Here is a 22,397-nt window from a genome sequence, read left to right as displayed (position 1 = left end):
TGATAAATTACTTAGCGCTATTTTTTATTTTCAATGATTTCTAAAATTTCTCTAAGTTCTTCAGCACTAATTTTTTCTTCTTTCGCAAAAAAGGAAACCATACTTTTATAGCTATTGTCAAAAAATCGTTTAGTAGCGATATTCATAAACTGTTTTCTATAGGCTTCTTTGCTAATAATAGGGTAGTATTGATGCGTCTTCCCATAAGCTTTATAGGAAACATATTTTTTTTCTTCAAGATTCCTTACAATGGTCGAGACCGTATTGTAGTGCAATTTCTGTTCTTTGATATGAGGTATAATTTCTTTTACAAAAGCTTTTTCAAGCTTCCATATGATCCTCATAATTTCTTCTTCTTTATTGGTTAACTTTTCCATGTCGTTGTCTATCTTCAGATATATAGAAGATAAATATAACGAAAAAAATAGTTTTCAAACTAAAAAAGTAGTAATTATTTTAAAGCGCGTAATTTAGCGGCAAGCATAAAGACATTCTCGCCTGTCCCATTACGCCAGAAATATTAAAAGCTCGAGTAGGAGTGAAGTTTCCAAATTCGTCGATATAAAACGGACTTTTATATACAAGACCAGATTGATTATTTTTATGTAATATGCTAATCGAGTCTTTAGTCATCACTACTTTAGTAAATTGATGTTCTTGCTGAATATCAAAATATTTATATTCCGGAACCTGAAATCTCTCATAAAAAATCTTAAAACCATCTTTGGCAAGTTCTTTTTTAGCAAGTGATCTCATAAACTGAAGTAGTGAACCTTCAAAAGCTTCTTCGCGATTTTTTAGATGACGTTTTCTAGGTTGCTCCTTTAATTCTTTATAGAAACTGCTTCCCTCGTAAAAGGTGTATTCAATTAAATTAAGGCCAGAACTACCAATGCTAAATTTGATGGTAAAATCTATAAGCTCATATTCTATAAAATATCCCAAATGATTATTTTTGATTAATATGGGCTCTTCTGCGTATGCAATAAGTTCGTTTTTAGAAGGGCTATATTTAAGTTTTATAGCATCTTCATTAAGTATTTTGCATTTTAGCGAAGCTTTTGTATTGCCCAAAAATTCTCTGCGGAAGTAATTAAGCTTCCTCTTGCGAGACCAAGGATCGGTTTCCAATATTACCGTGCCTAGCTCATCCATACTCTCTTCAAGAAACACGATGGGATAATTTTCATCTTTAAAAACGGAAATATTAGAAACAGTTCTTGTTTTATATCCAATAGATCTAAAAATTAATGGTGAAATATTAGAAGCCGAGTTTTGAATTTTGAAGAATCCTTTACTATTGCTTACAGTTCCTAAGCTAGTGCCATCAAAATAAATGGAAACTCCTTGTAGAGCAGTCGAATCTTTTGCGCTTAATATTCTACCAGTATATACTTCTTGAGCGTGAAGTTGCAAGGAGAATAACAGGCTTAAGAATAAAACATATTTCATATAGTAAATATAACGATTTTATTAGTTTTAAAACTATTTGTTTAGTTTTTAATTCATTATTTCATTAATGCGATAGCTTTAAAGATTAAGTTATATTAGCATAAAAAAGTCCTATGGATATTGTTTACATACTAATTGGGTTGGTGTTATTAGTGGTAGGTGGTGAGTTTTTAGTACGATCTTCTGTCGCTCTTTCTTTCAAAATGAATATCTCAAAAATGGTTATCGGGTTAACTGTGGTTTCTTTTGCGACTTCAGCACCAGAATTATTAGTGAGCTTACAGGCAGCCATGGAAGGATTTTCAGATATATCGCTAGGAAATATTATAGGATCCAACATTGCAAATATTGGATTAGTATTAGGAATCACAGCACTTATTTCTCCTATTGCCGTAGATCGCGATTTCTATAAATTCAATTGGCCGGTAATGATGATTTTTTCATTTGCTCTATTTTTCTTTTTATTAAATGGGGAAGATATAGACCGTTTAGAGGGAGGAGCTTTAGTTTTGGGACTATTAATTTACTTGCTTTTCTTGATTATTCGTAGTAGAAAAGTAAAAGAAGAGGTGGTAGAAGAGGTAGATGATAGTTTAAAAAGCACTTCTTGGTTTAAGATTATTATCTGGTTAGTAATCGGTGGTGCTGCACTGTATGGGGGATCAGAATTGTTAGTGGACGGATCTGTTTCGCTTGCTAGAGATCTAGGCGTGAGTGAGCGTATTATTTCAGTAACGATGATCGCGATAGGAACTAGTATTCCCGAGCTTGCTGCATCAGTAATAGCCGCCTTAAAAAAGGAGAAAGCCTTATCTTTTGGTAATTTGATAGGTTCTAATATTTTTAATATTGCTTCAGTTTTAGGGATAACTGCTTTAATAAAACCAATTGTAATGCAATCTCAGGAAGTTTTAACCAATGATATCTATTGGATGATTGCTTTCTCATTTATATTGGTTCCTATGGCTCTTATTCCGAAGAAATTCCTATTTGGAAGAATTAAAGGCTTGGTTATTTTAACCGGATATTCAGTATTTCTTTATATCACGATTTTTAAGTAATAGAAAATAGAGAATAGAACGTAGAAATTAGATAATAGTAAAAAGCATAAGACGTCATAAATTAGTCCTCTGAAGTATCAATCTTGATTTATGTTTTAATTTCGATTTATGATAAGATTGCTGATTTTGGTTACTCTGTACTAAATTTTCTGTCTCCGAAAAAAATTGTTTAAAAAAGTCTTATTTCAGCATTTGATAAATTGAAAAAAATTAAAAAAGGCGTTTCTAAAAGAAACGCCTAATCTAAGATTATTACAATCTAGCCTAAATCTATTATTTATTCTGCATTTTTAACCGTTTTAATAATACGGCTTGCAATTTTATAAGGATCACCATTAGATGATGGTCTTCTATCTTCTAACCATCCTTTCCATCCGCGCTCTACAGTTGCGATTGGAATACGGATTGATGCTCCACGGTCTGAAATTCCGTAGCTAAAGTCGTGGATAGAAGCAGTTTCGTGCTTACCGGTTAAACGCATGTGGTTATCTGCACCGTAAACGTCGATATGTTCTTTTACAACTGGTCGGAATGCCTCACAAATTTTCTCGTAAGTTTCACGATTTCCAGCATTTCTTAATGTTGAATTAGAGAAGTTAGCGTGCATACCACTACCATTCCAGTCTAAATCACCCAATGGTTTTGGATGTAGATCGATAGATACACCATATTGTTCTCCTATTCTTTCTAAAAGGTATCTCGCCACCCAGATTTCGTCACCAGCAGCAGCAGCACCTTTAGCGAAAATTTGATATTCCCACTGTCCAGCGGCAACTTCGCCATTAATACCTTCTACATTTAGTCCAGCTTCAAGACAAGCATCTAAGTGCTCTTCTACGATCGCTCTACCATAGGCATTATTAGCGCCAACAGAACAATAATAAGGACCTTGTGGTCTTGGATATCCATTAGCAGGGAATCCTAGAGGCTTACCAGTTTCAGTGTCGATAAGGAAATATTCTTGCTCAAATCCAAACCAGAAATCATCGTCCTCATCGTCTATGGTAGCTCTTCCATTAGTTTCGTGCGGTGTACTATCTGCATTAAGTACTTCGCACATTACTAGGAATCCGTTTTTACGTTGTGGATCTGGACATATAAATACCGGCTTTAATAGACAGTCAGAAGAGTTTCCTTCAGCTTGTCCCGTAGAAGAACCATCAAAAGACCATACTTCACAGTCTTCTAATTTTCCAGAAAAATCGGTTACTATTTTAGTTTTACCACGTAACTTCTGAGTTGGCTTACTACCATCAAGCCATATATACTCCAGTTTTGATTTGGTCATAATCTAATTCGGTTTTTTATAAAAATTGAACGTATAAGGTTAACAAAAGTATAATTTTTTGATTTAAAAGTGTATTTTTATAGGGGTGATTTGATAAGAATTTTCAATTTACAAAATACAGCCCTTATTTTTTAGGGGGTGTATAATATTTAATCTTTTTCAAGGTGTTGTAATGAGAAATATTTAAATTTGGTCGTAATATTTTATTAATCATAATAGCTTAACATGTCAACACTTAGATTTAAGGCAATAGAAGAAACCTTTAACCGAAAATCTGTAAATATCGAAGAGCCAGGAAGACGCTCAGCGATTTTTGGAAGTAATGTCTTTAATGAGTCGGTTATGAAGCAGTATTTAACCAAAGAAGCATATAATAATGTGATGGATGCTGTGAAAACCGGAGCAAAAATTAACCGAACAGTGGCCGATCATATATCCGCCGGGATGAAAGAATGGTCTATTAATAAAGGAGTTACACACTATACTCACTGGTTTCAGCCTTTAACTGGAGCAACTGCAGAGAAGCATGATGCATTTTTTGAAACTATAGGTGAAGGATTAGCGATAGAAAAATTTGGAGGTGGATCTTTAGTTCAGCAAGAACCAGATGCTTCCAGTTTTCCGAATGGAGGAATAAGAAATACCTTTGAAGCTCGAGGATATACCGCATGGGATCCTACTTCTCCTGCTTTTATTTGGGGTACAACCTTATGTATTCCTACCGTTTTTGTTTCTTATACAGGTGAGGCTTTAGATTATAAAACACCACTTCTTAGAGCATTGCAGGCAGTAGATCAGGCTGCAACAGATGTTGCAAAATATTTTGATAAAAATGTTTCTAAGGTAAATGCTACCTTAGGGTGGGAGCAGGAATATTTTCTTGTAGATTCTGCTTTAGCAGCTACGCGACCAGATATTCAGTTAGCAGGGCGTACCCTTCTAGGACATTCTCCAGCCAAAGGACAGCAATTGGACGATCATTATTTTGGATCTATCCCATCTCGTGTGCTGGCATATATGAGAGATTTGGAAATTGAATGTATGCGATTAGGAATTCCAGTGAAAACCAGGCATAACGAAGTTGCTCCTAATCAATTTGAATTAGCTCCTATTTTTGAAGAAGCGAATCTTGCGGTAGATCATAATTCATTAATTATGGATGTGATGAATAAGGTTGCCGAGCGTCATCATTTTGTAGTATTAATGCACGAAAAACCATTTGCCGGAATTAACGGTAGTGGTAAACATAATAACTGGTCTTTAGGAACTGATACTGGCGTTAATCTTTTATCTCCTGGGAAAACTCCTATGAAGAATCTTCAGTTTTTAACCTTCTTCATCAATACAATCAAAGCAGTTTGTGATAACGAAGAGTTATTAAGAGCTTCTATTGCCAGTGCATCAAACGATCACCGTTTAGGAGCCAACGAAGCACCTCCAGCAATTATTTCAGTATTTATTGGTAGTCAGCTAACAGCGGTACTTGATGAACTGGAAAAAGTAACTTCTGGAAAATTATCTCCGCAGGAAAAAACAGAATTAAAACTAAATGTAGTAGGGAAAATTCCAGAAATTCTTTTAGATAATACCGATCGTAACCGTACTTCTTCTTTTGCATTTACAGGGAATAAATTTGAATTCAGAGCCGTAGGATCTACCGCCAACTGTGCAAATCCTATGACAGTTCTTAACGCCATAATGGCCAAACAACTAAAAGACTTTAAAGTTGAGGTTGATAAGCTTATTAAGGATAAGAAAATGAAGAAGGATGATGCTATCTTCAACGTTCTTAGAGAATACATAAAGAAAAGTAAAAAGATAAGATTTGAAGGAGATGGTTATGGAGAAGCCTGGGAGAAAGAAGCCAAAAAGCGTGGTTTAAGCAACAATAAAAGTACTCCGGAAGCATTAAAAGCTCAAATATCTAAAAAAGCAATTAAGCTTTATGAGGAATTAGGAGTGATGAACACGGTAGAAATTGAAGCTCGTCACGAAATCGAATTGGAAGAATACGCAATGCGTATCCAGATTGAAGGCAGAGTGCTGGGTGATATTGCCAGAAATCATGTAATCCCAACGGCAATTAGATACCAAAATGTTCTAATTAAAAACGTTACCGGTCTAAAAAGTATCTATGGTGAAGATTTTAAAAAATATGCTGAAGAGCAATTAGACCTTGTTGAAAAAGTTTCTAACCATATCGCAGTTATTAATAGTAAGGTTAGTGCTATGATCGAAGCTCGAAAAGTAGCCAATAAATACGATGATATACAGAAGAAGGCAGAATCTTATTGTAACGAAGTAAAACCATTCTTTGATGAAATTCGTTACCATTGCGATAAATTAGAATTGCTGGTTGATAACGAAATTTGGCCACTTACTAAATATAGAGAGTTATTGTTTACTCGATAATCGAGCATAAACTTTTAAGGCTGGCCTTGCAATAAGTATCTAGCCATGTAGTCGCCGATAGGTGGTTTACTAGATACGATTAGATAATCTAATGATAAAGCTCTGCAAAACGCAGAGCTTTTTCTTTTTATAAACTTTCTTAAAGAATTTAAAACTGTTTATCTTTGAGGCCTAAACCAAATTCATGAGTCAGGACGTAAGTAAAAGGTATAGTCAGCGTGGTGTTTCAGCAGGTAAAGAAGATGTGCACAACGCTATTAAAAATGTAGATAAAGGACTTTTTCCTAAAGCATTTTGTAAAATAGTTCCCGATTATTTAACTGGTGATGAGGATTACTGTGTGATAATGCATGCCGATGGTGCAGGTACAAAGTCTTCTTTAGCTTACATGTACTGGAAGGAAACCGGAGACCTCTCGGTTTGGAAAGGTATTGCTCAGGATGCACTGATTATGAATATTGACGATTTACTTTGTGTGGGTGCTACCAATAAAATTCTGTTATCTTCAACTATAGGTAGAAATAAAAGCTTAGTACCTGGCGAAGTAATCTCTTCCATTATTAATGGAACTGAAGAATTAATTGCCGATCTTAAGGAATTTGGGGTAGAAATTCATTCTACCGGTGGAGAAACTGCAGATGTTGGTGACTTGGTAAGAACCATTATTGTAGATTCTACGGTAACTGCAAGAATGAAGCGCAGTGATGTGATCGATAATAAGAATATTGCTCCCGGCGATGTGATTGTTGGTTTAGCTTCTTATGGACAAGCAACTTACGAGAAGGAATATAATGGAGGTATGGGCAGTAATGGCTTAACTTCGGCGCGTCACGACGTTTTTGCTAAGATTTTAGCTGAAAAATATCCCGAAAGTTTTGACGCTTCGATTCCAAGTGATTTGGTATATTCTGGTGGTAAAAAATTAACCGATAAGGTTGAAGGATCTCCGCTTGACGCCGGTAAATTAGTATTATCGCCTACCAGAACGTATGCTCCTGTTATTCAGAAAATATTATCAAAATTCAGCAATAAAGAAATTCACGGTATGGTGCATTGCAGTGGTGGTGCGCAAACCAAAATTCTTCATTTTATAGATAATCTTCATATTATAAAAGACAATCTTTTTGATGTTCCTCCGCTTTTCAAATTAATTCAGCAGGAGAGCAAAACCGATTGGAAAGAAATGTATCAGGTATTTAATATGGGACATCGTATGGAGATCTATGTTAAGCCCGAACATGCCGAAGAAATTATTCAAATTTCTAAATCTTTTAATATCGACGCGCAGATTGTTGGAAGGGTAGAAGCTTCAAACAATAAGTCACTTACCATAAATAGTGAATTTGGAGAATTTAATTACTAATAATTTAATTTTTTACACTAAAAATAAAGATGAATGCCAAAAAAAATGGCTATTGCGTTAATTTATTAGCTTTTTCATCTTAATGCTTTTTTTATATTTGCCTCCAAACGAGGCAGATAAATGGAAGAGAATAGAAAGTTTATTACATTATCTATAGTTTTTTGGATAATATTAAATATTTCAACTTTATTAGTTTTTGACGATAATTTTGGGCGGTGGATGCGTTTTACTACTTCTGCATTCTATTTAATTGCGTTAGTTTTTATAAAAACTTTCGATTGGAGGTTATTTTTGGCTTTTTTATTGTTTGCTATTTGTGACTTTTCGGTAATCTATTACGAAAATCCGATTTTCAGTACAGCAGCCTTCGTTAGTAGAGGTTTAGCTTTTGTTACTGTTAGTAGTATTGGATTTGTGAAATTAAAGCGATTTCGGATTTCTAAAGTCGAGTTATTGGTTGGGCTTCTTCTAATAGCACTTAATTGTTTCTTATTGTTTGAGTTGGAAAGTATGATGAGTCTTCAAGATCAGGAACAACTAGAGCAGCTATCTTTCTATATTTTTGCAGGTATTACAATTATTACGATGATCATTGCGGTATCGTATAATAATCGATACAACAATAAAAAAAGTTTATTTTATTTAGGCACCGTTTTATGGATGATCCTTTCTGATCTTTCCTTTTTTATCGCCTATTATTTAGGTTTTACAGAATTTTATTATCCAGATCGAATATTTAATATTTTGGGATCTGGATTTCTAGCACTATTTGCCACGACCACTTACAAGGAGAAATTAGAATTCTTTTAATCCTAACTAAAAGTTAACTTGTTAGATAACCCCAATCCACTAAATCTGTTCTAGAGTTTACCACTTTGCATTGTTTGTTCTGAAAGAAATAAATCTTATCTGAAATATCCAATATCGCTTCGTACCGATGATCTGTAATTATAATCGCTTTTTGCTTTTTTTCTTTTTGAATTATTGCTGAAAGTTTTTCGATCATTAAAGGTGAAAGCTGAGCAAAAGGTTCGTCTAAAAGAACAATCTCAACCGCTCTTTTTAAAACTAGGTAGATTTCAATAATTCTTCGCTGCCCGCTAGATAATTCGCGTATTTTTTGTTGCTTTATAGAAGTCATTTCTGGAAAAACACTGCAAAAATCGATAAAATCAATATTATAGATTTTAAAGGCTTTTTCTACTTTAATTGTGGGCGGAAGCAAAGGAAACTGAGGAAGCATGGCAACTCTTCCGGTTTTATAAAAGCGCTTCAGGATAGGTTTTTTATCTATACGAAGCAGTTTAGACTTCGGTTTTAAGGTTCCAAAGAGAATTTTTAAAAGACTGCTTTTTCCACTTCCGTTTCGACCTAACAATCCGGTTATTTTTCCGGTTTCGGCCTGTATATAAGCCGCTTTAAGAATAGGCTTGTCATCAAAATATAACTCAATGTTATCAATTTCAAAAATCATATAAAAAAGCTTATAGCAGCACACAGACTAAGAAGAAAGATGTCGGCTAGAACAGCAAAAACAAACAATTGCAATCTGCTAAAACCAAGATTATAGTAAAAGATGAGCTCTTTTTTAATAGACGTAAATCGATATAAAAGATAAACAATAAATGCGATAAATATTTTATCTAGAAAAATTACGAATAGCGGATTTCCTATTGCTAAAATTAAAAAATTGAGTAGTATCGACGGAATCAAAAACTTTCGATAAAACTGTAAAAAGACTATAAAATTGTGATACATGAAAATCGTTTGGTGATTGATGATGGTTTTAAAATAATAACGAAAAAAGCTTTGCTGTCATATTTTTTAAATCAAGAAAAATATCAGGTAAAGTTTAGAGAAGATAAAAGTTCAATCAAATTATTGTAAATTTGCTATATTAAATTCTTAAGAATTGTATGTTAGAGAAGCTGAATATTGTTAAGCAACGTTTTGATGAGGTAAATGATTTGATTATCCAGCCGGATATTATTTCAGATCAAAAACGTTATGTGGAATTAAATAAAGAATATAAAGATCTTAGAGCGCTAATGGATGAGCGTGAAAGATTTATTGAACTTACCAATAACCTTAAGGAAGCTGAAGAAATAATTTCAGACGGGAGCGATCCTGAAATGACTGAAATGGCAAAACTTCAGCAAGAGGAAGCTAAAGTAGAACTACCTGCTTTAGAGGAGAAGATAAGAATGATGCTGGTACCTAAAGATCCTGAAGATGCTAAAAACGTTGTTCTTGAAATTAGAGCAGGTACTGGTGGTGATGAGGCTAGTATTTTTGCAGGTGACCTTTATAGAATGTATACTAAATATGTAGAAAGTAAAGGTTGGAGCCATAATATAGTGGATTTTAGTGAAGGAACCAGTGGCGGTTTTAAAGAGATGATCTTTGAAGTTACCGGAGAAGATGTTTACGGAACCATGAAGTTTGAAGCGGGTGTACATCGTGTGCAACGTGTGCCGCAAACCGAGACTCAGGGGCGTGTTCACACCTCTGCAGCAACCGTGATGGTGTTACCTGAAGCTGAAGAGTTTGATGTAGAAATCGATCCTAAAGATGTTCGTATAGATTATTTTTGTTCTTCTGGGCCTGGTGGGCAATCGGTAAACACCACCTATTCTGCGGTGCGTTTAACGCACGAACCAACAGGTTTAGTGGCGCAGTGTCAGGATCAAAAATCTCAGCATAAAAATAAGGAAAAAGCTTTTAGGGTATTGCGTTCTCGTTTATACGAGATGGAGCTTGCTAAAAAGATGGAAGCCGATGCGGCAAAAAGAAACTCGATGGTTTCCAGTGGAGACCGTAGTGCAAAAATTAGAACCTACAACTACCCGCAAGGTCGTGTAACCGATCACCGTATTAACCTAACACTTTATGATCTATCGAACATCGTAAATGGTGATATACAAAAGATAATTGACGAACTTCGATTAGTAGAGAATACAGAGAAGCTTAAAGAGAACTCAGATATATTTTAATATTCGACATTTTAGTGATGTCCTTAAAAACTAAATATGACTACCCAGGAATTAGTTGAGCAGATTAGAAAAAAAGAATCATTTTTATGTATAGGTCTGGATGTGGATCTTAAAAAAATTCCAACTTATTTGCTTTCCGAAGAAGATCCTATTTTTAGTTTTAATAAAGCAATTATAGATGCCACGCACCGGTTTTGCGTGGCCTATAAACCAAATACCGCATTTTATGAAGCATGCGGCTTAAAAGGCTGGAGTGCATTGCAAAAAACCATCGAATATCTTCATGATAATTATCCAGAGATTTATACGATCGCTGATGCCAAACGTGGTGATATTGGGAATACTTCTAAAATGTATGCAAAGACTTTTCTGAAGGATATGGGCTTTGATTCTGTTACAGTAGCTCCTTATATGGGGAAAGACTCAGTAGAACCTTTCTTAGAGTTTGATGATAAGCACACAATTTTATTGGCGTTAACTTCGAACGAAGGAGCCTTCGATTTTCAGACTTTAACAACAGATGGTACAGAGATTTACAAGAAAGTATTAGAAACTTCTAAAACCTGGCAAAATTCAGAAAATTTAATGTACGTAATTGGTGCAACTAAAGCTGAATATCTTGCTGAGGTACGAAAAATTATTCCTGAAAGTTTCCTTCTTGTTCCCGGTGTTGGGGCTCAAGGCGGTAAATTAGAAGATGTCTGTAAATATGGAATGACTAAGGATGTTGGTCTTTTAGTTAACAGCTCACGTAAGATTATTTACGCCTCTACCAATAATAATTTTGCTGAAGTTGCGGCAGCGAAAGCCGAAATTTTACAACAGCAGATGGCTGAAGAATTAAAGAAATTCGAATAAAAAATGGTCATTTTCGATCATTTGGGCCGAAAATTATTTTTAAAAGATACTCCCAAGCGTATTATATCTTTGGTACCTAGCCAAACTGAGCTTATTGTAGACCTTGGTTTAAAAGAATCTCTACAGGGAATCACTAAGTTTTGTGTTCATCCAAAAGAGCTTCGAAAAGAAAAAAAGATTGTTGGGGGCACAAAAACAATTCATCTAGATAGGATTAAAGCCCTACGGCCAGATATAATTCTTTGCAATAAAGAGGAAAATACAAAAGAAATAGTTACAGCTTTAGAGAAAATTGCTCCTGTTCATGTTTCTGATGTTTCTAGTATATCTCAATCGCTTCAACTAATACTTGATTATGGTGAACTATTCAATGTAGAGAAGGAAGCTGAATCTTTGGTGAGTAAGATTGCAAATAAATTAAAAAATCTTTCAGAAAAACTTCAAGATAAAAAATGGGAGTCCTGCGTATATCTAATTTGGAAAGATCCTTACTTGGCCGCAGGAAGCGATACCTTTATAAATGAATTACTATTACTTAATAAACTAGAGAATAAAATCTTACAAACGAGATACCCTGAAGTTAGTTTAGCACAGTTAGAATCGTACTCATCAGATTTGCTTTTGCTGTCTAGCGAACCTTATACTTTTAAAGATAATCACGTAGAAGATTTAAAAAATAATGGTTTTAACGCTATAAAAGTGGATGGAGAATATTTTAGCTGGTATGGCTCTAGATTAGAAAAGGCTATAGACTATTTTAATGATTCGGTAGCCCAATTTTCAACCTCCAAATAATGCATTCTTCTTAATTCCTGTAGTATTTTCCTTGCTTTAGCATTTATTTTATCACTACGATCTTTATCTACAAGCGCAAGCTTATAGGCTTTATGCATTAATTGCGTGTATTTAGCACACATGCATTCTTCCTTCGATTTTTGTCTAAGTATTCTAAACATTCTCCTAAGTTTCTCCATCAATAGCACAAAGATACAAGGAGGTTGTTTTAAGAATTATTAATTACCAGTTAATGTTAATTTAAAGTTTAGGATAAGTTTACCGAAACTGTTAAATAAATTTTGACTCCCTAGTCTTGTAGTGAAAATACGCGTTTTAGTAAGTTAGTGGTTCTTGCAGAAAGATCGGTACGAATATCCTTTTCTTCTACTGCAATCATTGTGTAAACACCTTCCAATGCCTGTGAAGTAACGTAATCTGCAAGATCTGGATTTACATTTCTGGTAAGCGGGATACTGTTATATTTTTCGATAATTGTGCTCCAGATTGAAATGGCTCCTACTTTTTCTAAAGAATTAGTTATTACAGGATTAAATTTGCCGTATAGTTGCGTTTTTGTTTTACCCACTAAATATTGAGTAGCGGCATCTTCTTGACCAAGAAGAATAGTACGGGCATCATTGAAAGTTATACCTTTTACGGCATCAACAAAAATAGGAGTTGCCTCTTTTACAGCATCTTCGGCAGCGCGATTTAAAACCTTTAATCCTTGATCTGCCAAATTTCCTAAACCAACATCTCTTAGAGTTTTATCTACTTTTTGTAATTCTGGCGGAAGCGCAATTTTAACTAGTTCATTTTTAAAAAAGCCATCTTCCTGCGTTAGTTTAGTTACCTGCTTATCGATCCCAAAGTCTAGAGCCTGTCGTAATCCAGAAGCAATTTCGTTATTAGTAACACCATAACTACTTTGTGGTAGCTGATTTGCAATATTTTGAAGTTCAGAACAGGATAGTAAAGTAAGTACTATAAATATGCTAACTATTTTTTTCATGAAGTATTTTTTGCAAAGATAGTTTTTAAAGATTACTATAAAATTATTTAATTTTTGAGTGTGCAATAAATGATCTCGCTACTTAAAATAAAAATTTAGTGCTTACGTAAATATGATCGTCTTATTATTAAAAACCATCGTTTTTCGTTGAATATGAAGTTTTATCCCACGGCTAAAGACAATTTTCTCAAGATCGCGACCTTTAAGAATTAAATCTTTGATCGAGTGAGAATGCGAAATTCTTGCAATATCCTGTTCGATAATTGGTCCGGCATCAAGTTCTGCTGTAACATAATGGCAGGTAGCACCAATAATTTTTACACCGCGCTTATAAGCAGAATGATAAGGTTTTGCCCCGGCAAAAGCAGGTAAAAATGAATGATGGATATTTATAATATTGTTGGGATATTCACTAATTAATTGATCTGAAATAATTTGCATATAGCGCGCAAGGACGATAAAATCGATCTCAAATTGCTGCAAAAGTTCCAATTGTTTTGCTTCAGCCTGGGCCTTCGTGGTTTTAGTAACCGGTACATGATAAAAAGGAATTTCAAAAGCTTTTGCTATGGGAGCCAGATCGGTATGGTTACTTAAAATAAAAGGAATTTCAACATTTAATTCTCCAGCTTTGTATCTCCCTAAAATATCATACAGACAATGATCGTATTTAGAAACAAAAATTGCCATTTTCAGGATACGTTCTTCAGCAAAAAGCTTCCAATTCATATCATAAATTTCGGCAATCTCTTTTCCAAATTCTCTTCTTAATTCAGTAATATCAAATTCCGTATAAAATTCATTTTCTAAACGCATAAAGAATATACCATTTTCGGTGTCTACATATTGATCGATGTAAACGATATTCCCTTTTCTTGCGTGAAAAAAATTAGTAACCGTTGCGATTATTCCGCTTTTATCTTTACAATTAATAAGTAACGTAACCTTCGCCATAATTTCAATATTAAAGGCCCTAAAATCCAAAGCCTGATAAATAATAAAATTACCTTAATCACTTTAATTGCACTAATATGAATTCAGTTTTGTGCTTTTTTCATAATAATCAAAAAATATTTACAATTTTCGTAAATTGCAGCTTGTAAATTAAGACTTTATTGAAAATGGAACAACAATCCCCCTATATCCCTAAGCATAAAATAAGAATTGTAACTGCCGCTTCGCTGTTCGACGGGCACGATGCAGCCATAAACATTATGCGTAGGATTATTCAGGCTACAGGAGTAGAGGTAATTCACCTGGGGCATGATAGAAGTGTGGAAGAGGTGGTGAATTGTGCCATTCAGGAAGATGCGCATGCCATTGCCATGACAAGCTACCAAGGTGGGCATACCGAGTATTTTAAATATATGTATGATTTATTGCAGAAAAAAAATGCTGCCCAGATTAAGATTTTTGGTGGTGGAGGTGGAGTAATACTTCCTGAGGAAATTAAAGAATTACAGGAATACGGAATTACTCGAATTTATGCTCCGGATGATGGTCGTGAACTTGGTTTACAAGGAATGATTAATGATTTGGTACAAACGGTAGATACTGAAGTGCCATCACTTTCGGAAACTATTGATATAGCTGAAAGTTTAAAATCGAAAAATAGTAACACAATTTCTCGTTTAATTTCTTTGGCTGAAAATAAGCATGATGAATTTATAATACATTTTGAAGCGATTCCTAAAACCAAAAAAAATATTCCTGTTTTGGGAATTACGGGTACAGGTGGTGCCGGAAAATCGAGCTTGGTAGACGAGTTGGTTCGTCGATTTTTAAGCGATTTTCCTGACAAACATATTGGTATTGTATCGGTAGATCCTTCTAAAAAGAAAACTGGTGGCGCTTTGCTTGGGGATCGTATAAGAATGAATGCTATCAACCACCCGAATGTTTATATGCGTTCTTTAGCCACTCGGCAAAGTAATTTAGCATTGTCTAAATATGTTCAGGAAGCCGTTGAGGTATTGAAGAAAGCCGAATACGATCTTATTGTTTTAGAGACTTCAGGAATTGGTCAATCAGATACTGAAATTATCGATCATTCTGATGTTTCTTTGTATGTTATGACGCCGGAATTTGGTGCAGCAACGCAGTTGGAAAAGATCGATATGTTAGATTTCGCTGATTTGGTCGCGATTAATAAATTCGATAAGCGTGGAGCACAGGATGCCTTGCGCGATGTTAAAAAACAATACCAGCGAAATCATCAATTATGGCATGAAGATGCTGAAAAACTTCCGGTATTTGGAACAATAGCTTCGCAATTTAACGATCCCGGTATGAATACTTTATACCGAAAGATCATGGATACCATTGATGAAAAAACAGCTTCAAAATTAGAATCTACTTTTGAAGTTACTCGAGAAATGAGTGAAAAAATCTTCGTGATCCCACCTAAACGAACGCGTTACCTTTCAGAAATTGCCGATAATAACCGATTATACAATGAAACTGCGGTAAAGCAAGCTGATATTGCACAAAAACTTTACGGTATTTATAAAACCATATTGAGTGTTGCTAATATTTCCGAAGAAAAATATAATGTGCATTTAGATAAAAACGGACTTTTACAAGAAGAATTTTTAGATGACCATCAAACCGAAAATCATGAATTTTTAGGTTTATTATTTAAAGAGTTCGATCGTGTAAAAATGGATTTAGATCCATATAACTGGGAGATTATTTTAGGTTGGCAGGAGAAAGTAAATAAATACGTAAATCCAATTTATTCTTTTAAAGTACGCGATAAAGAAATTAAGATAGAAACGCATACCGAGTCACTTTCACATACTCAGATTCCTAAAGTTGCTTTGCCAAAATATTCGGCTTGGGGCGATATTTTACAATGGAGTTTGCAAGAAAATGTGCCGGGAGAATTTCCGTATACTTCAGGATTATATCCTTTTAAACGACAGGGAGAAGATCCTACCCGAATGTTTGCCGGTGAAGGTGGGCCAGAGCGAACCAATAGAAGATTTCATTATGTAAGTTTAGGTTTGCCAGCGAAGCGTTTATCTACTGCATTCGATTCGGTTACGCTTTACGGGAACGATCCCGATCACCGACCAGATATTTATGGAAAAATCGGGAATGCCGGAGTGTCGATTTGCTGTTTAGATGATGCTAAAAAACTGTATTCTGGTTTCGATTTGGCGCATCCGTATACTTCAGTGAGTATGACGATTAATGGGCCAGCGCCGATGTTGCTCGGATTTTTTATGAATGCGGCGATCGATCAGCAATGCGAGAAATATATCAAAGAAAATGGTCTGGAAGCTCAAGTTGAAGCTAAATTAAAAGAGCTTTACGACGATAACAATATCGAACGACCAACCTATAAAGGGGAATTGCCTGAAGGGAATGACGGTTTGGGCTTACTGTTATTAGGAGTAACCGGAGATCAAGTTCTTCCGCAAGAAATTTATCAGGAAATTAAAATCAATACCCTTGCATCGGTGCGTGGTACGGTTCAGGCCGATATTTTAAAAGAAGATCAGGCGCAAAATACCTGTATTTTCTCTACGGAATACGCTTTGCGCTTAATGGGCGATGTGCAGGAATATTTCATTAAAGAAAAAGTTCGTAATTTTTATTCCGTTTCGATTTCAGGATATCATATTGCTGAAGCCGGAGCCAATCCAATTACACAACTTGCTTTTACCTTGGCGAATGGTTTTACGTATGTAGAATATTACTTAAGTCGCGGAATGGATATTAATAAATTCGGGCCTAATTTATCGTTTTTCTTTAGTAACGGTGTAGATCCCGAATATGCAGTGATTGGTCGTGTGGCAAGAAAAATCTGGTCTAAAGCTTTGAAAAATAAGTACGAAGCAAACCCTAGAGCGCAGATGCTGAAATATCATATCCAGACTTCCGGACGATCTTTACATGCGCAGGAAATCGATTTTAATGATATTAGAACAACGCTTCAGGCACTTTATGCGATTTACGATAACTGTAATTCGTTACACACCAATGCTTATGATGAGGCGATTACGACACCAACTGAAGCTTCGGTAAGACGTGCTATGGCAATTCAGCTAATTATCAATAAAGAATTAGGTTTAGCCAAAAATGAAAATCCTATTCAAGGTTCATTCATTATCGAAGAATTAACCGATTTGGTGGAAGAAGCAGTGTATGCTGAATTTGATAGAATTACCGAGAGAGGAGGAGTGCTTGGTGCAATGGAAACCATGTATCAGCGGGGGCAAATTCAGGAAGAAAGTTTGTATTACGAAACCTTGAAGCATAATGGTGACTATCCAATTATTGGCGTAAATACGTTTTTAAGTTCTACAGGATCGCCAACGGTAACGCCAGGTGAGGTGATTAGAGCTACTGAAGATGAAAAACAACATCAAATTAAAACTTTAGAAACCTTACATAAAGCGAAAGAAACCAGAGCCGAAGAAGCTTTAGAAGCAATCAAAAAAGCCGCTGTGCAAAATGAAAATATCTTTGAGGTTTTAATGGAAGCGACTAAAGTTTGTAGTCTTGGGCAAATCACAAATGCTATGTTTGAAGTTGGCGGCCAATACCGCAGAAATATGTAAGCTTGAATAACGAAAAAAAATCAGTATTATTACTGGATTAAACTTATTGAAAATCAGTCTTAAAAATCATTTTTTTTCATATTGAAAAAAGATGATTTTTTTGTTTGTAAATCGATAATTCCAATCTACTTTTGCCGGCTTTTTGGAAAGGATTTTTAATATTAATTTTTTTAAAACAACTTGTAGTGATAGAGAATGTTTGGTTATTTGCAATTGCGGTTTTTACCGGTTTTTTTGCAATCAATAGCCCACTTGGTAACATACCTGTTTTTATAAGTTTAACGAAGCAGGCCGATCGTAAAACGCGTAAAAAGATTTCAAAAAAAGCTACGATTACGGCTTTTATCATAGTTTCTGGCTTTGTAATTTTAGGTAAATATATCTTTAGCCTTTTTGGCTTAACAATTCCGGCCTTTAAAATTACGGGAGGCTTACTTATTTTCTTTGTAGGCTTCGAAATGATTAGAGCTCAAGAATCCAGTATTGATAACCAAACAGAGGTAAACTTTAACGAAGGTATTTCTACTTCTCCGTTAGCAATCCCGATTTTGGCTGGTCCTGGATCTATTGTAACCGCAATGAACTATACGACAAATGCAGATTATCTAGAATTGCTTGTAATTTTAGTAATGTTCGGGCTTATTATGTGGTTAAATCACCTTGCGTTTTTATCTAGTGACTATTTGGTACGTTATATTGGACAAAACAAGATTATAGTGGTAGAAAAGATTATGGGACTTATCATTGCAATTATTGGTACTAATATGCTTATTGAAGGTATTAAATTGGCCTTTTTTGAATAATTTTTAAGTAAGATTATTAGTGCTCCTGGTGTAACCAATCTGAAACTAAATGCTCAAAATGATGAATTTCTTTTCGAAGTAAATCTAAAAATTCGGTTTCTTTAATACCGGTAATCTCAATATTGCGGCAATTAGATTTAATTCTTTTTGCCGCATTTTTTATTCGTTCTATACGTTTTTTCTTTACCTCAATAGTTCGCGCCGTTATTACTCCGGCTATACCTGGTGCTAGCTGTAGCGATTCTGTAACTAATCTTCCTGCATAGTTATGAGCCGGAATTGAAGAAATTTCCATTTCCAGAACGTGACTATTGTTAGAAAAATAGGAAGAAACTGCACTTGATAATTTAAAAATTTCAAGCGCTTTTTGATAAACGGGCAGCTGGTAAGCATTCATAATTCGGGAATTTCTACTATAAAATTACCGAGAATCTTACTAATCTATATTTGAATATTAAAGCTAAATTTATAATTTACCTTATATTTTAAATATATTTGCTTGAAATGCTTTAAATATGAATGTAGATAAATTGAATTGGGCTATTCTCGATTTACTTCAGCAGAACGCTAGATATTCGTTTTCTGAAATTGGTAGAAAAGTAGGTTTAAGCTCGCCCGCAGTAGCTGAACGTGTTAAGAAAATGGAAGATGCCGGCGTGATCAAAGGTTATAAAACCGAGGTTTCTTATCAAAAAACAGGACATCATTTAAAAGCAATCATTACCCTACGTGCTTTTATGGGAAGGCTAAAACCATTTTTAGAAAAGGTTACCGAATTTAAAGAGGTGATAAATTGCTATAGAATTACAGGTAATGAAAATATTATAATGGAAGTTATATTTTTGGATCAGGGGCATTTAGAAGTTTTTATCGATAAGCTAATCACTTACGGAGAGACTAAAACCCATATTATTTTATCTAATGTGATTGAACATGCACCAGTAAGAAACCGGAATATTACTTAATTCCACTTACAAGATACATTAAAGAACCTCCGGCAGCATGATATTGCTCTCTTTGCACGGCTCCCATAATGTGATCTGATCTTGTGTCGTATTTTTCCTGATATTCAAAATAAAAAGGCATATATTCTTCTCCGGCAGCATTAAAATAATCGATGTCTTTTCGAGTGTTAGATTTCCATGCGCTGCCCTGCATCCATTGTTTTAGCGTAGCAATTTGCTCTTTATTATCATAAGGTGGATACATCGCTATTGCTTTGTCTGATAAACGTACCTGAATATCCTTCATGGTTTCCATAGCAAACCAACCGGGCAACAAATCTCCCAAAGAATTATCTCCTTCTCCCAGTTTTTTCTTTCCTTTTTCGATAATCAGTCGGTATTTTATATGATCCAAAGTTTCATCGATACTATCGTTTTGCGAAATGGAGTTTTTAGTAAGCGTTTGTACGATATTGTTTGGCTCTACGCAAAGTAGTAATCCATTTGGCTTTAGTACACGAGTCATTTCACTTAAAGCCTTTTTTGGATTTTTAAGATGAATCAAAACTGTTTGGCAGGTTACCAGATCAAAAGTTTCATCGTCAAAAGGAATGTCTTCCGCATCTCCTTTCTTCAAACTAAAATCAATTTGAGATATACTGAAGTAATGCTCTAATTCCATATTACTTTTAAACCAGTTCTCATCATTATCGATAGCGGTAATTTTTGCTTCCGGGGCTAAATAGGGTGCCAATGTTTTAGTCCAATGACCCTGGCCGCATCCAACATCCAACATATTAGAATAGTTATTTAATTCTAATCGTTTTGCCGTAAGATCAAGAAAGCTTTTGTTCCACCAAAAATCGCGATATGATCCAAAATAATTATGAGAGTGTCCTTGTTGCAATATGATAATTTTAGTCTTGCAAATATACTTTAGAGTTCAGTTTCTCACAAAGCTGAAATTAGCATTTTAATGTCTTTAATTTTGCAATGTTAAATTATTGTATAGCATTAGTTAAATTTAGGAGAATTGAATTTTTTTTAATAAAATGTTTATCATTCTGGTTGTATCTTTGAACAAATAAAAAATTGTTATGAAAAAGTATACAGTGTTGTTTTTAGTTCTTGCCATTACTACTGGATTAGTAGGTTTTACAGGACTACGATTTACGGGGATTGAAGTTATACGTGTTGTTTGCTTAATTACTGCCGACCTTTTCGTAATTTCTTTGCTTTCAGAAATGTTTTTCCCCAATAAGAAATTAAAACTTCAACGAATTAAAAAGAGATAAAATACAATAGTTTTAAAGAGAATTTAGGCTTTCACTTTAGTGAAAGCTTTTTTTATGCATTAAATTTAAAACATACTATATTTACTAGAATTAAATATGCACCTATGTATTTTAGAAAAACCATATTAGTTTTCTTTAGCTTCTTTTTTTCTGCGGTAATGAGTGCGCAGGAGATCAGACTGAAAAAAGGAGATGTTACGGATAATATAAGATTAAACGATTCTATAGAAGGAACCTATGCTGTTTATCTTCCGCAAAATTATGATGCTAAAAATCCACCTGCGGTAATTTTTATTTTAGATCCAGATGGAAATGCTAAGCAATCTATTCAATTATTTCGAAAAACAGCTGAAGAGCAATCTTACGTGATCGCTTCAAGTAATAGAAAGATCGATACTGCTTCCGTAGAAAATAATATAAAACAGGTACTTGAATTTATGAATGGATTTTTTAGGACTGTACCAGTAGATCCTAATTCCTTATATGTAGCAGGCTTTAATGAAGCCGGCCAGATCGCTTCGGCTTTGCCTTTGGTAAATGAAAGAGTTACTGGAGTTCTAGCGATTAACAATGCCTGGATCAATCCACAATTTGCTGAAAATAGAAAAATACCATATACTTTTTCAGCGATAGTTGGAACTAAGGATTATACCCGCTATTCTGTAGAAGATATTATCGATTTTTTAGATGATGAAGATTTCCCTTCAGAAATTAATTATTTTGAAGGCGGTCCTGAAAGCTGGCCAGATACCAATACGATTTACAATGCTGTTGCTAGTTTTACACTGAATGCGATTAATAATGGAAAACGCCAAAAAGATAGCATTTTAGTGAATAACATTTTTGAAAGCGAAATTGCTGCTATAGAATCTTTGCGTAGAGAGCGTTCTTATTATACCGCGTGGTTACAGCTTAAAAAAGCAGAAGATAAATTTGATGATTACGATCGTTTTGATGATCAATTAAAAGATTTAAAGAAAAGTATTAGGAAAAATAAAGCATTTAAGCAGCAGCGCCGAGATTGGTATACTTTAAAAGAAGAAGAGATGCTGCAACGTGACGATTACACCTATTTTTTAGAGACTGACGTATTTACCGCAAATTTTGAAAATATAGGTTGGTGGGCATCTCAGTTGGATAATCTTAAAGAGGGAAAGTCTAATAATGATTTATTAGAACGGAATAAAGCTTTTCGACTAGAAGGTTACTTAAAAGCGATCATCAGTAATGCGTACAAAGATTTAATTTCTTCTAAAGCTAGTTTAGATCTAAAAATTTACATTTCGATATTAGAAACAATTGTTGATAAAGAAAATCCTGAAGGATATTTAAGTATTATAAAGTTAGCAGGGCACGATGGCGATTATCAAACTGCGATGTTGTATCTGGAAGATTTATTGAAGACAGGTTATGACAACTATCCGAAGCTTTATGAACTTGAAGGAATTCTTGATCTTCAGATGAGCAATGAATTTAATCAAATGATTGAAAAATACGGTGGAACTGCAAAGTATCTTGTTTTTGATACAGAAGATCAGTCGGAAGAAAATTCAACGGAGCAAAATTAATAT

At 34.5% G+C, this 22,397-nt stretch carries 21 protein-coding genes; 12 read left to right on the top strand and 9 right to left on the bottom strand.

Annotated features, from left to right (window positions below; all coding sequences use genetic code 11):
• Positions 1-17: 17 nt before the first annotated feature.
• Both PBT89_RS12050 and PBT89_RS12045 read right to left on the bottom strand, forming a co-directional pair.
• Positions 18-377, bottom strand: coding sequence for a BlaI/MecI/CopY family transcriptional regulator (locus PBT89_RS12050; RefSeq protein WP_270062123.1), 360 nt, complete (start codon positions 375-377; stop codon positions 18-20).
• Between the two features lie 79 nt (positions 378-456).
• On the bottom strand, positions 457-1,452 hold the full coding sequence (locus PBT89_RS12045; protein ID WP_270062122.1) for a carboxypeptidase-like regulatory domain-containing protein: 996 nt from the start codon (positions 1,450-1,452) through the stop codon (positions 457-459).
• A 113-nt stretch (positions 1,453-1,565) separates the two neighbouring features.
• Here PBT89_RS12045 and PBT89_RS12040 point away from each other — a divergent pair, with 113 nt between their 5' ends.
• Positions 1,566-2,513, top strand: coding sequence for a calcium/sodium antiporter (locus PBT89_RS12040; RefSeq protein WP_270062121.1), 948 nt, complete (start codon positions 1,566-1,568; stop codon positions 2,511-2,513).
• Between the two features lie 277 nt (positions 2,514-2,790).
• Here PBT89_RS12040 and PBT89_RS12035 read toward each other — a convergent pair whose 3' ends face one another.
• On the bottom strand, positions 2,791-3,801 hold the full coding sequence (locus PBT89_RS12035) for a glutamine synthetase beta-grasp domain-containing protein (protein WP_270060644.1): 1,011 nt from the start codon (positions 3,799-3,801) through the stop codon (positions 2,791-2,793).
• A 225-nt stretch (positions 3,802-4,026) separates the two neighbouring features.
• Here PBT89_RS12035 and PBT89_RS12030 point away from each other — a divergent pair, with 225 nt between their 5' ends.
• The 3 genes from PBT89_RS12030 (at position 4,027) to PBT89_RS12020 (ending at position 8,386) form a co-directional block, all read left to right on the top strand.
• Complete coding sequence (locus PBT89_RS12030; RefSeq protein ID WP_270062120.1) at positions 4,027-6,213, top strand: glutamine synthetase III family protein; 2,187 nt, start codon at positions 4,027-4,029, stop codon at positions 6,211-6,213.
• A gap of 184 nt (positions 6,214-6,397) precedes the next feature.
• On the top strand, positions 6,398-7,576 hold the full coding sequence (locus PBT89_RS12025) for an AIR synthase related protein (protein ID WP_270062119.1): 1,179 nt from the start codon (positions 6,398-6,400) through the stop codon (positions 7,574-7,576).
• A 120-nt stretch (positions 7,577-7,696) separates the two neighbouring features.
• Positions 7,697-8,386 carry a hypothetical protein gene (locus PBT89_RS12020; RefSeq protein WP_270062118.1) on the top strand — a complete coding sequence of 230 codons (690 nt, stop codon included), beginning with the start codon at positions 7,697-7,699 and terminating at the stop codon, positions 8,384-8,386.
• Between the two features lie 13 nt (positions 8,387-8,399).
• On the opposite strand, the gene PBT89_RS12015 is transcribed toward PBT89_RS12020, so the two are convergent.
• Entirely contained in the window at positions 8,400-9,050 is a 651-nt protein-coding gene (locus PBT89_RS12015) for an ATP-binding cassette domain-containing protein (RefSeq protein WP_270062117.1), read from the bottom strand.
• A 442-nt stretch (positions 9,051-9,492) separates the two neighbouring features.
• On the opposite strand from PBT89_RS12015, the gene prfA reads away from it, so the two are divergent.
• Genes prfA through PBT89_RS12000 form a run of 3 tightly spaced genes read left to right on the top strand, consistent with a single transcriptional unit; the run spans position 9,493 to position 12,222 of the window.
• A complete protein-coding gene (gene prfA / locus PBT89_RS12010; protein WP_270062116.1) occupies positions 9,493-10,569 on the top strand; it encodes a peptide chain release factor 1 in 1,077 nt (358 codons plus the stop codon).
• A 36-nt stretch (positions 10,570-10,605) separates the two neighbouring features.
• Entirely contained in the window at positions 10,606-11,427 is an 822-nt protein-coding gene (pyrF, locus tag PBT89_RS12005; protein ID WP_270062115.1) for an orotidine-5'-phosphate decarboxylase, read from the top strand.
• Between the two features lie 3 nt (positions 11,428-11,430).
• Positions 11,431-12,222, top strand: a complete 792-nt coding sequence (locus PBT89_RS12000; RefSeq protein WP_270062114.1) for an ABC transporter substrate-binding protein — start codon at positions 11,431-11,433, stop codon at positions 12,220-12,222.
• On the opposite strand, the gene PBT89_RS11995 is transcribed toward PBT89_RS12000, so the two are convergent.
• The 3 genes from PBT89_RS11995 to purU all read right to left on the bottom strand — a co-directional run bounded on the left by PBT89_RS11995 (position 12,180) and on the right by purU (position 14,170).
• Positions 12,180-12,383 carry a Lacal_2735 family protein gene (locus PBT89_RS11995; RefSeq protein WP_270062113.1) on the bottom strand — a complete coding sequence of 68 codons (204 nt, stop codon included), beginning with the start codon at positions 12,381-12,383 and terminating at the stop codon, positions 12,180-12,182. The two genes, PBT89_RS12000 and PBT89_RS11995, sit on opposite strands and share 43 nt — an antisense overlap.
• 128 nt (positions 12,384-12,511) lie before the next feature.
• A complete protein-coding gene (locus tag PBT89_RS11990; protein ID WP_270062112.1) occupies positions 12,512-13,216 on the bottom strand; it encodes a DUF4197 domain-containing protein in 705 nt (234 codons plus the stop codon).
• 102 nt (positions 13,217-13,318) lie between these two features.
• A complete protein-coding gene (purU, locus tag PBT89_RS11985; protein ID WP_270062111.1) occupies positions 13,319-14,170 on the bottom strand; it encodes a formyltetrahydrofolate deformylase in 852 nt (283 codons plus the stop codon).
• A 167-nt stretch (positions 14,171-14,337) separates the two neighbouring features.
• Between purU and PBT89_RS11980 the strand changes: the two genes are divergently transcribed.
• Together PBT89_RS11980 and PBT89_RS11975 are read left to right on the top strand one after the other, a co-directional pair.
• Complete coding sequence (locus PBT89_RS11980) at positions 14,338-17,784, top strand: methylmalonyl-CoA mutase family protein (RefSeq protein WP_270062110.1); 3,447 nt, start codon at positions 14,338-14,340, stop codon at positions 17,782-17,784.
• 188 nt (positions 17,785-17,972) lie between these two features.
• Positions 17,973-18,587, top strand: coding sequence for a MarC family protein (locus PBT89_RS11975; RefSeq protein WP_270061428.1), 615 nt, complete (start codon positions 17,973-17,975; stop codon positions 18,585-18,587).
• 16 nt (positions 18,588-18,603) lie between these two features.
• Here PBT89_RS11975 and PBT89_RS11970 read toward each other — a convergent pair whose 3' ends face one another.
• A complete protein-coding gene (locus PBT89_RS11970; RefSeq protein ID WP_270062109.1) occupies positions 18,604-18,984 on the bottom strand; it encodes a hypothetical protein in 381 nt (126 codons plus the stop codon).
• A 118-nt stretch (positions 18,985-19,102) separates the two neighbouring features.
• On the opposite strand from PBT89_RS11970, the gene PBT89_RS11965 reads away from it, so the two are divergent.
• Positions 19,103-19,552 (top strand): Lrp/AsnC family transcriptional regulator, encoded by a 450-nt coding sequence (locus tag PBT89_RS11965; protein WP_270060657.1) that lies wholly within the window; start codon positions 19,103-19,105, stop codon positions 19,550-19,552.
• Here PBT89_RS11965 and PBT89_RS11960 read toward each other — a convergent pair.
• Complete coding sequence (locus tag PBT89_RS11960) at positions 19,545-20,438, bottom strand: class I SAM-dependent methyltransferase (RefSeq protein ID WP_270062108.1); 894 nt, start codon at positions 20,436-20,438, stop codon at positions 19,545-19,547. The genes PBT89_RS11965 and PBT89_RS11960 overlap by 8 nt on opposite strands.
• 190 nt (positions 20,439-20,628) lie before the next feature.
• Between PBT89_RS11960 and PBT89_RS11955 the strand changes: the two genes are divergently transcribed.
• Positions 20,629-20,826, top strand: a complete 198-nt coding sequence (locus tag PBT89_RS11955; protein WP_270062107.1) for a DUF1328 domain-containing protein — start codon at positions 20,629-20,631, stop codon at positions 20,824-20,826.
• 104 nt (positions 20,827-20,930) lie between these two features.
• Positions 20,931-22,394, top strand: coding sequence for a hypothetical protein (locus tag PBT89_RS11950; RefSeq protein WP_270062106.1), 1,464 nt, complete (start codon positions 20,931-20,933; stop codon positions 22,392-22,394).
• The last annotated feature ends 3 nt before the right edge of the window (positions 22,395-22,397 follow it).

The organism is Zunongwangia sp. HRR-M8 (assembly GCF_027594405.1).
Lineage (GTDB): Bacteria > Bacteroidota > Bacteroidia > Flavobacteriales > Flavobacteriaceae > Zunongwangia.
This window is presented reverse-complemented; position numbering and strand designations above follow the sequence as displayed.

Bases quoted from the DNA above. Each gene is read 5' to 3' on its own strand.
- PBT89_RS12050 (WP_270062123.1), bottom strand. From the start codon at position 377: ATGGAAAAGTTAACCAATAAAGAAGAAGAAATTATGAGGATCATATGG.
- PBT89_RS12045 (WP_270062122.1), bottom strand. From the start codon at position 1,452: ATGAAATATGTTTTATTCTTAAGCCTGTTATTCTCCTTGCAACTTCAC.
- PBT89_RS12040 (WP_270062121.1), top strand. From the start codon at position 1,566: ATGGATATTGTTTACATACTAATTGGGTTGGTGTTATTAGTGGTAGGT.
- PBT89_RS12035 (WP_270060644.1), bottom strand. From the start codon at position 3,801: ATGACCAAATCAAAACTGGAGTATATATGGCTTGATGGTAGTAAGCCA.
- PBT89_RS12030 (WP_270062120.1), top strand. From the start codon at position 4,027: ATGTCAACACTTAGATTTAAGGCAATAGAAGAAACCTTTAACCGAAAA.
- PBT89_RS12025 (WP_270062119.1), top strand. From the start codon at position 6,398: ATGAGTCAGGACGTAAGTAAAAGGTATAGTCAGCGTGGTGTTTCAGCA.
- PBT89_RS12020 (WP_270062118.1), top strand. From the start codon at position 7,697: ATGGAAGAGAATAGAAAGTTTATTACATTATCTATAGTTTTTTGGATA.
- PBT89_RS12015 (WP_270062117.1), bottom strand. From the start codon at position 9,050: ATGATTTTTGAAATTGATAACATTGAGTTATATTTTGATGACAAGCCT.
- prfA (WP_270062116.1), top strand. From the start codon at position 9,493: ATGTTAGAGAAGCTGAATATTGTTAAGCAACGTTTTGATGAGGTAAAT.
- pyrF (WP_270062115.1), top strand. From the start codon at position 10,606: ATGACTACCCAGGAATTAGTTGAGCAGATTAGAAAAAAAGAATCATTT.
- PBT89_RS12000 (WP_270062114.1), top strand. From the start codon at position 11,431: ATGGTCATTTTCGATCATTTGGGCCGAAAATTATTTTTAAAAGATACT.
- PBT89_RS11995 (WP_270062113.1), bottom strand. From the start codon at position 12,383: ATGTTTAGAATACTTAGACAAAAATCGAAGGAAGAATGCATGTGTGCT.
- PBT89_RS11990 (WP_270062112.1), bottom strand. From the start codon at position 13,216: ATGAAAAAAATAGTTAGCATATTTATAGTACTTACTTTACTATCCTGT.
- purU (WP_270062111.1), bottom strand. From the start codon at position 14,170: ATGGCGAAGGTTACGTTACTTATTAATTGTAAAGATAAAAGCGGAATA.
- PBT89_RS11980 (WP_270062110.1), top strand. From the start codon at position 14,338: ATGGAACAACAATCCCCCTATATCCCTAAGCATAAAATAAGAATTGTA.
- PBT89_RS11970 (WP_270062109.1), bottom strand. From the start codon at position 18,984: ATGAATGCTTACCAGCTGCCCGTTTATCAAAAAGCGCTTGAAATTTTT.
- PBT89_RS11965 (WP_270060657.1), top strand. From the start codon at position 19,103: ATGAATGTAGATAAATTGAATTGGGCTATTCTCGATTTACTTCAGCAG.
- PBT89_RS11955 (WP_270062107.1), top strand. From the start codon at position 20,629: ATGAAAAAGTATACAGTGTTGTTTTTAGTTCTTGCCATTACTACTGGA.
- PBT89_RS11950 (WP_270062106.1), top strand. From the start codon at position 20,931: ATGTATTTTAGAAAAACCATATTAGTTTTCTTTAGCTTCTTTTTTTCT.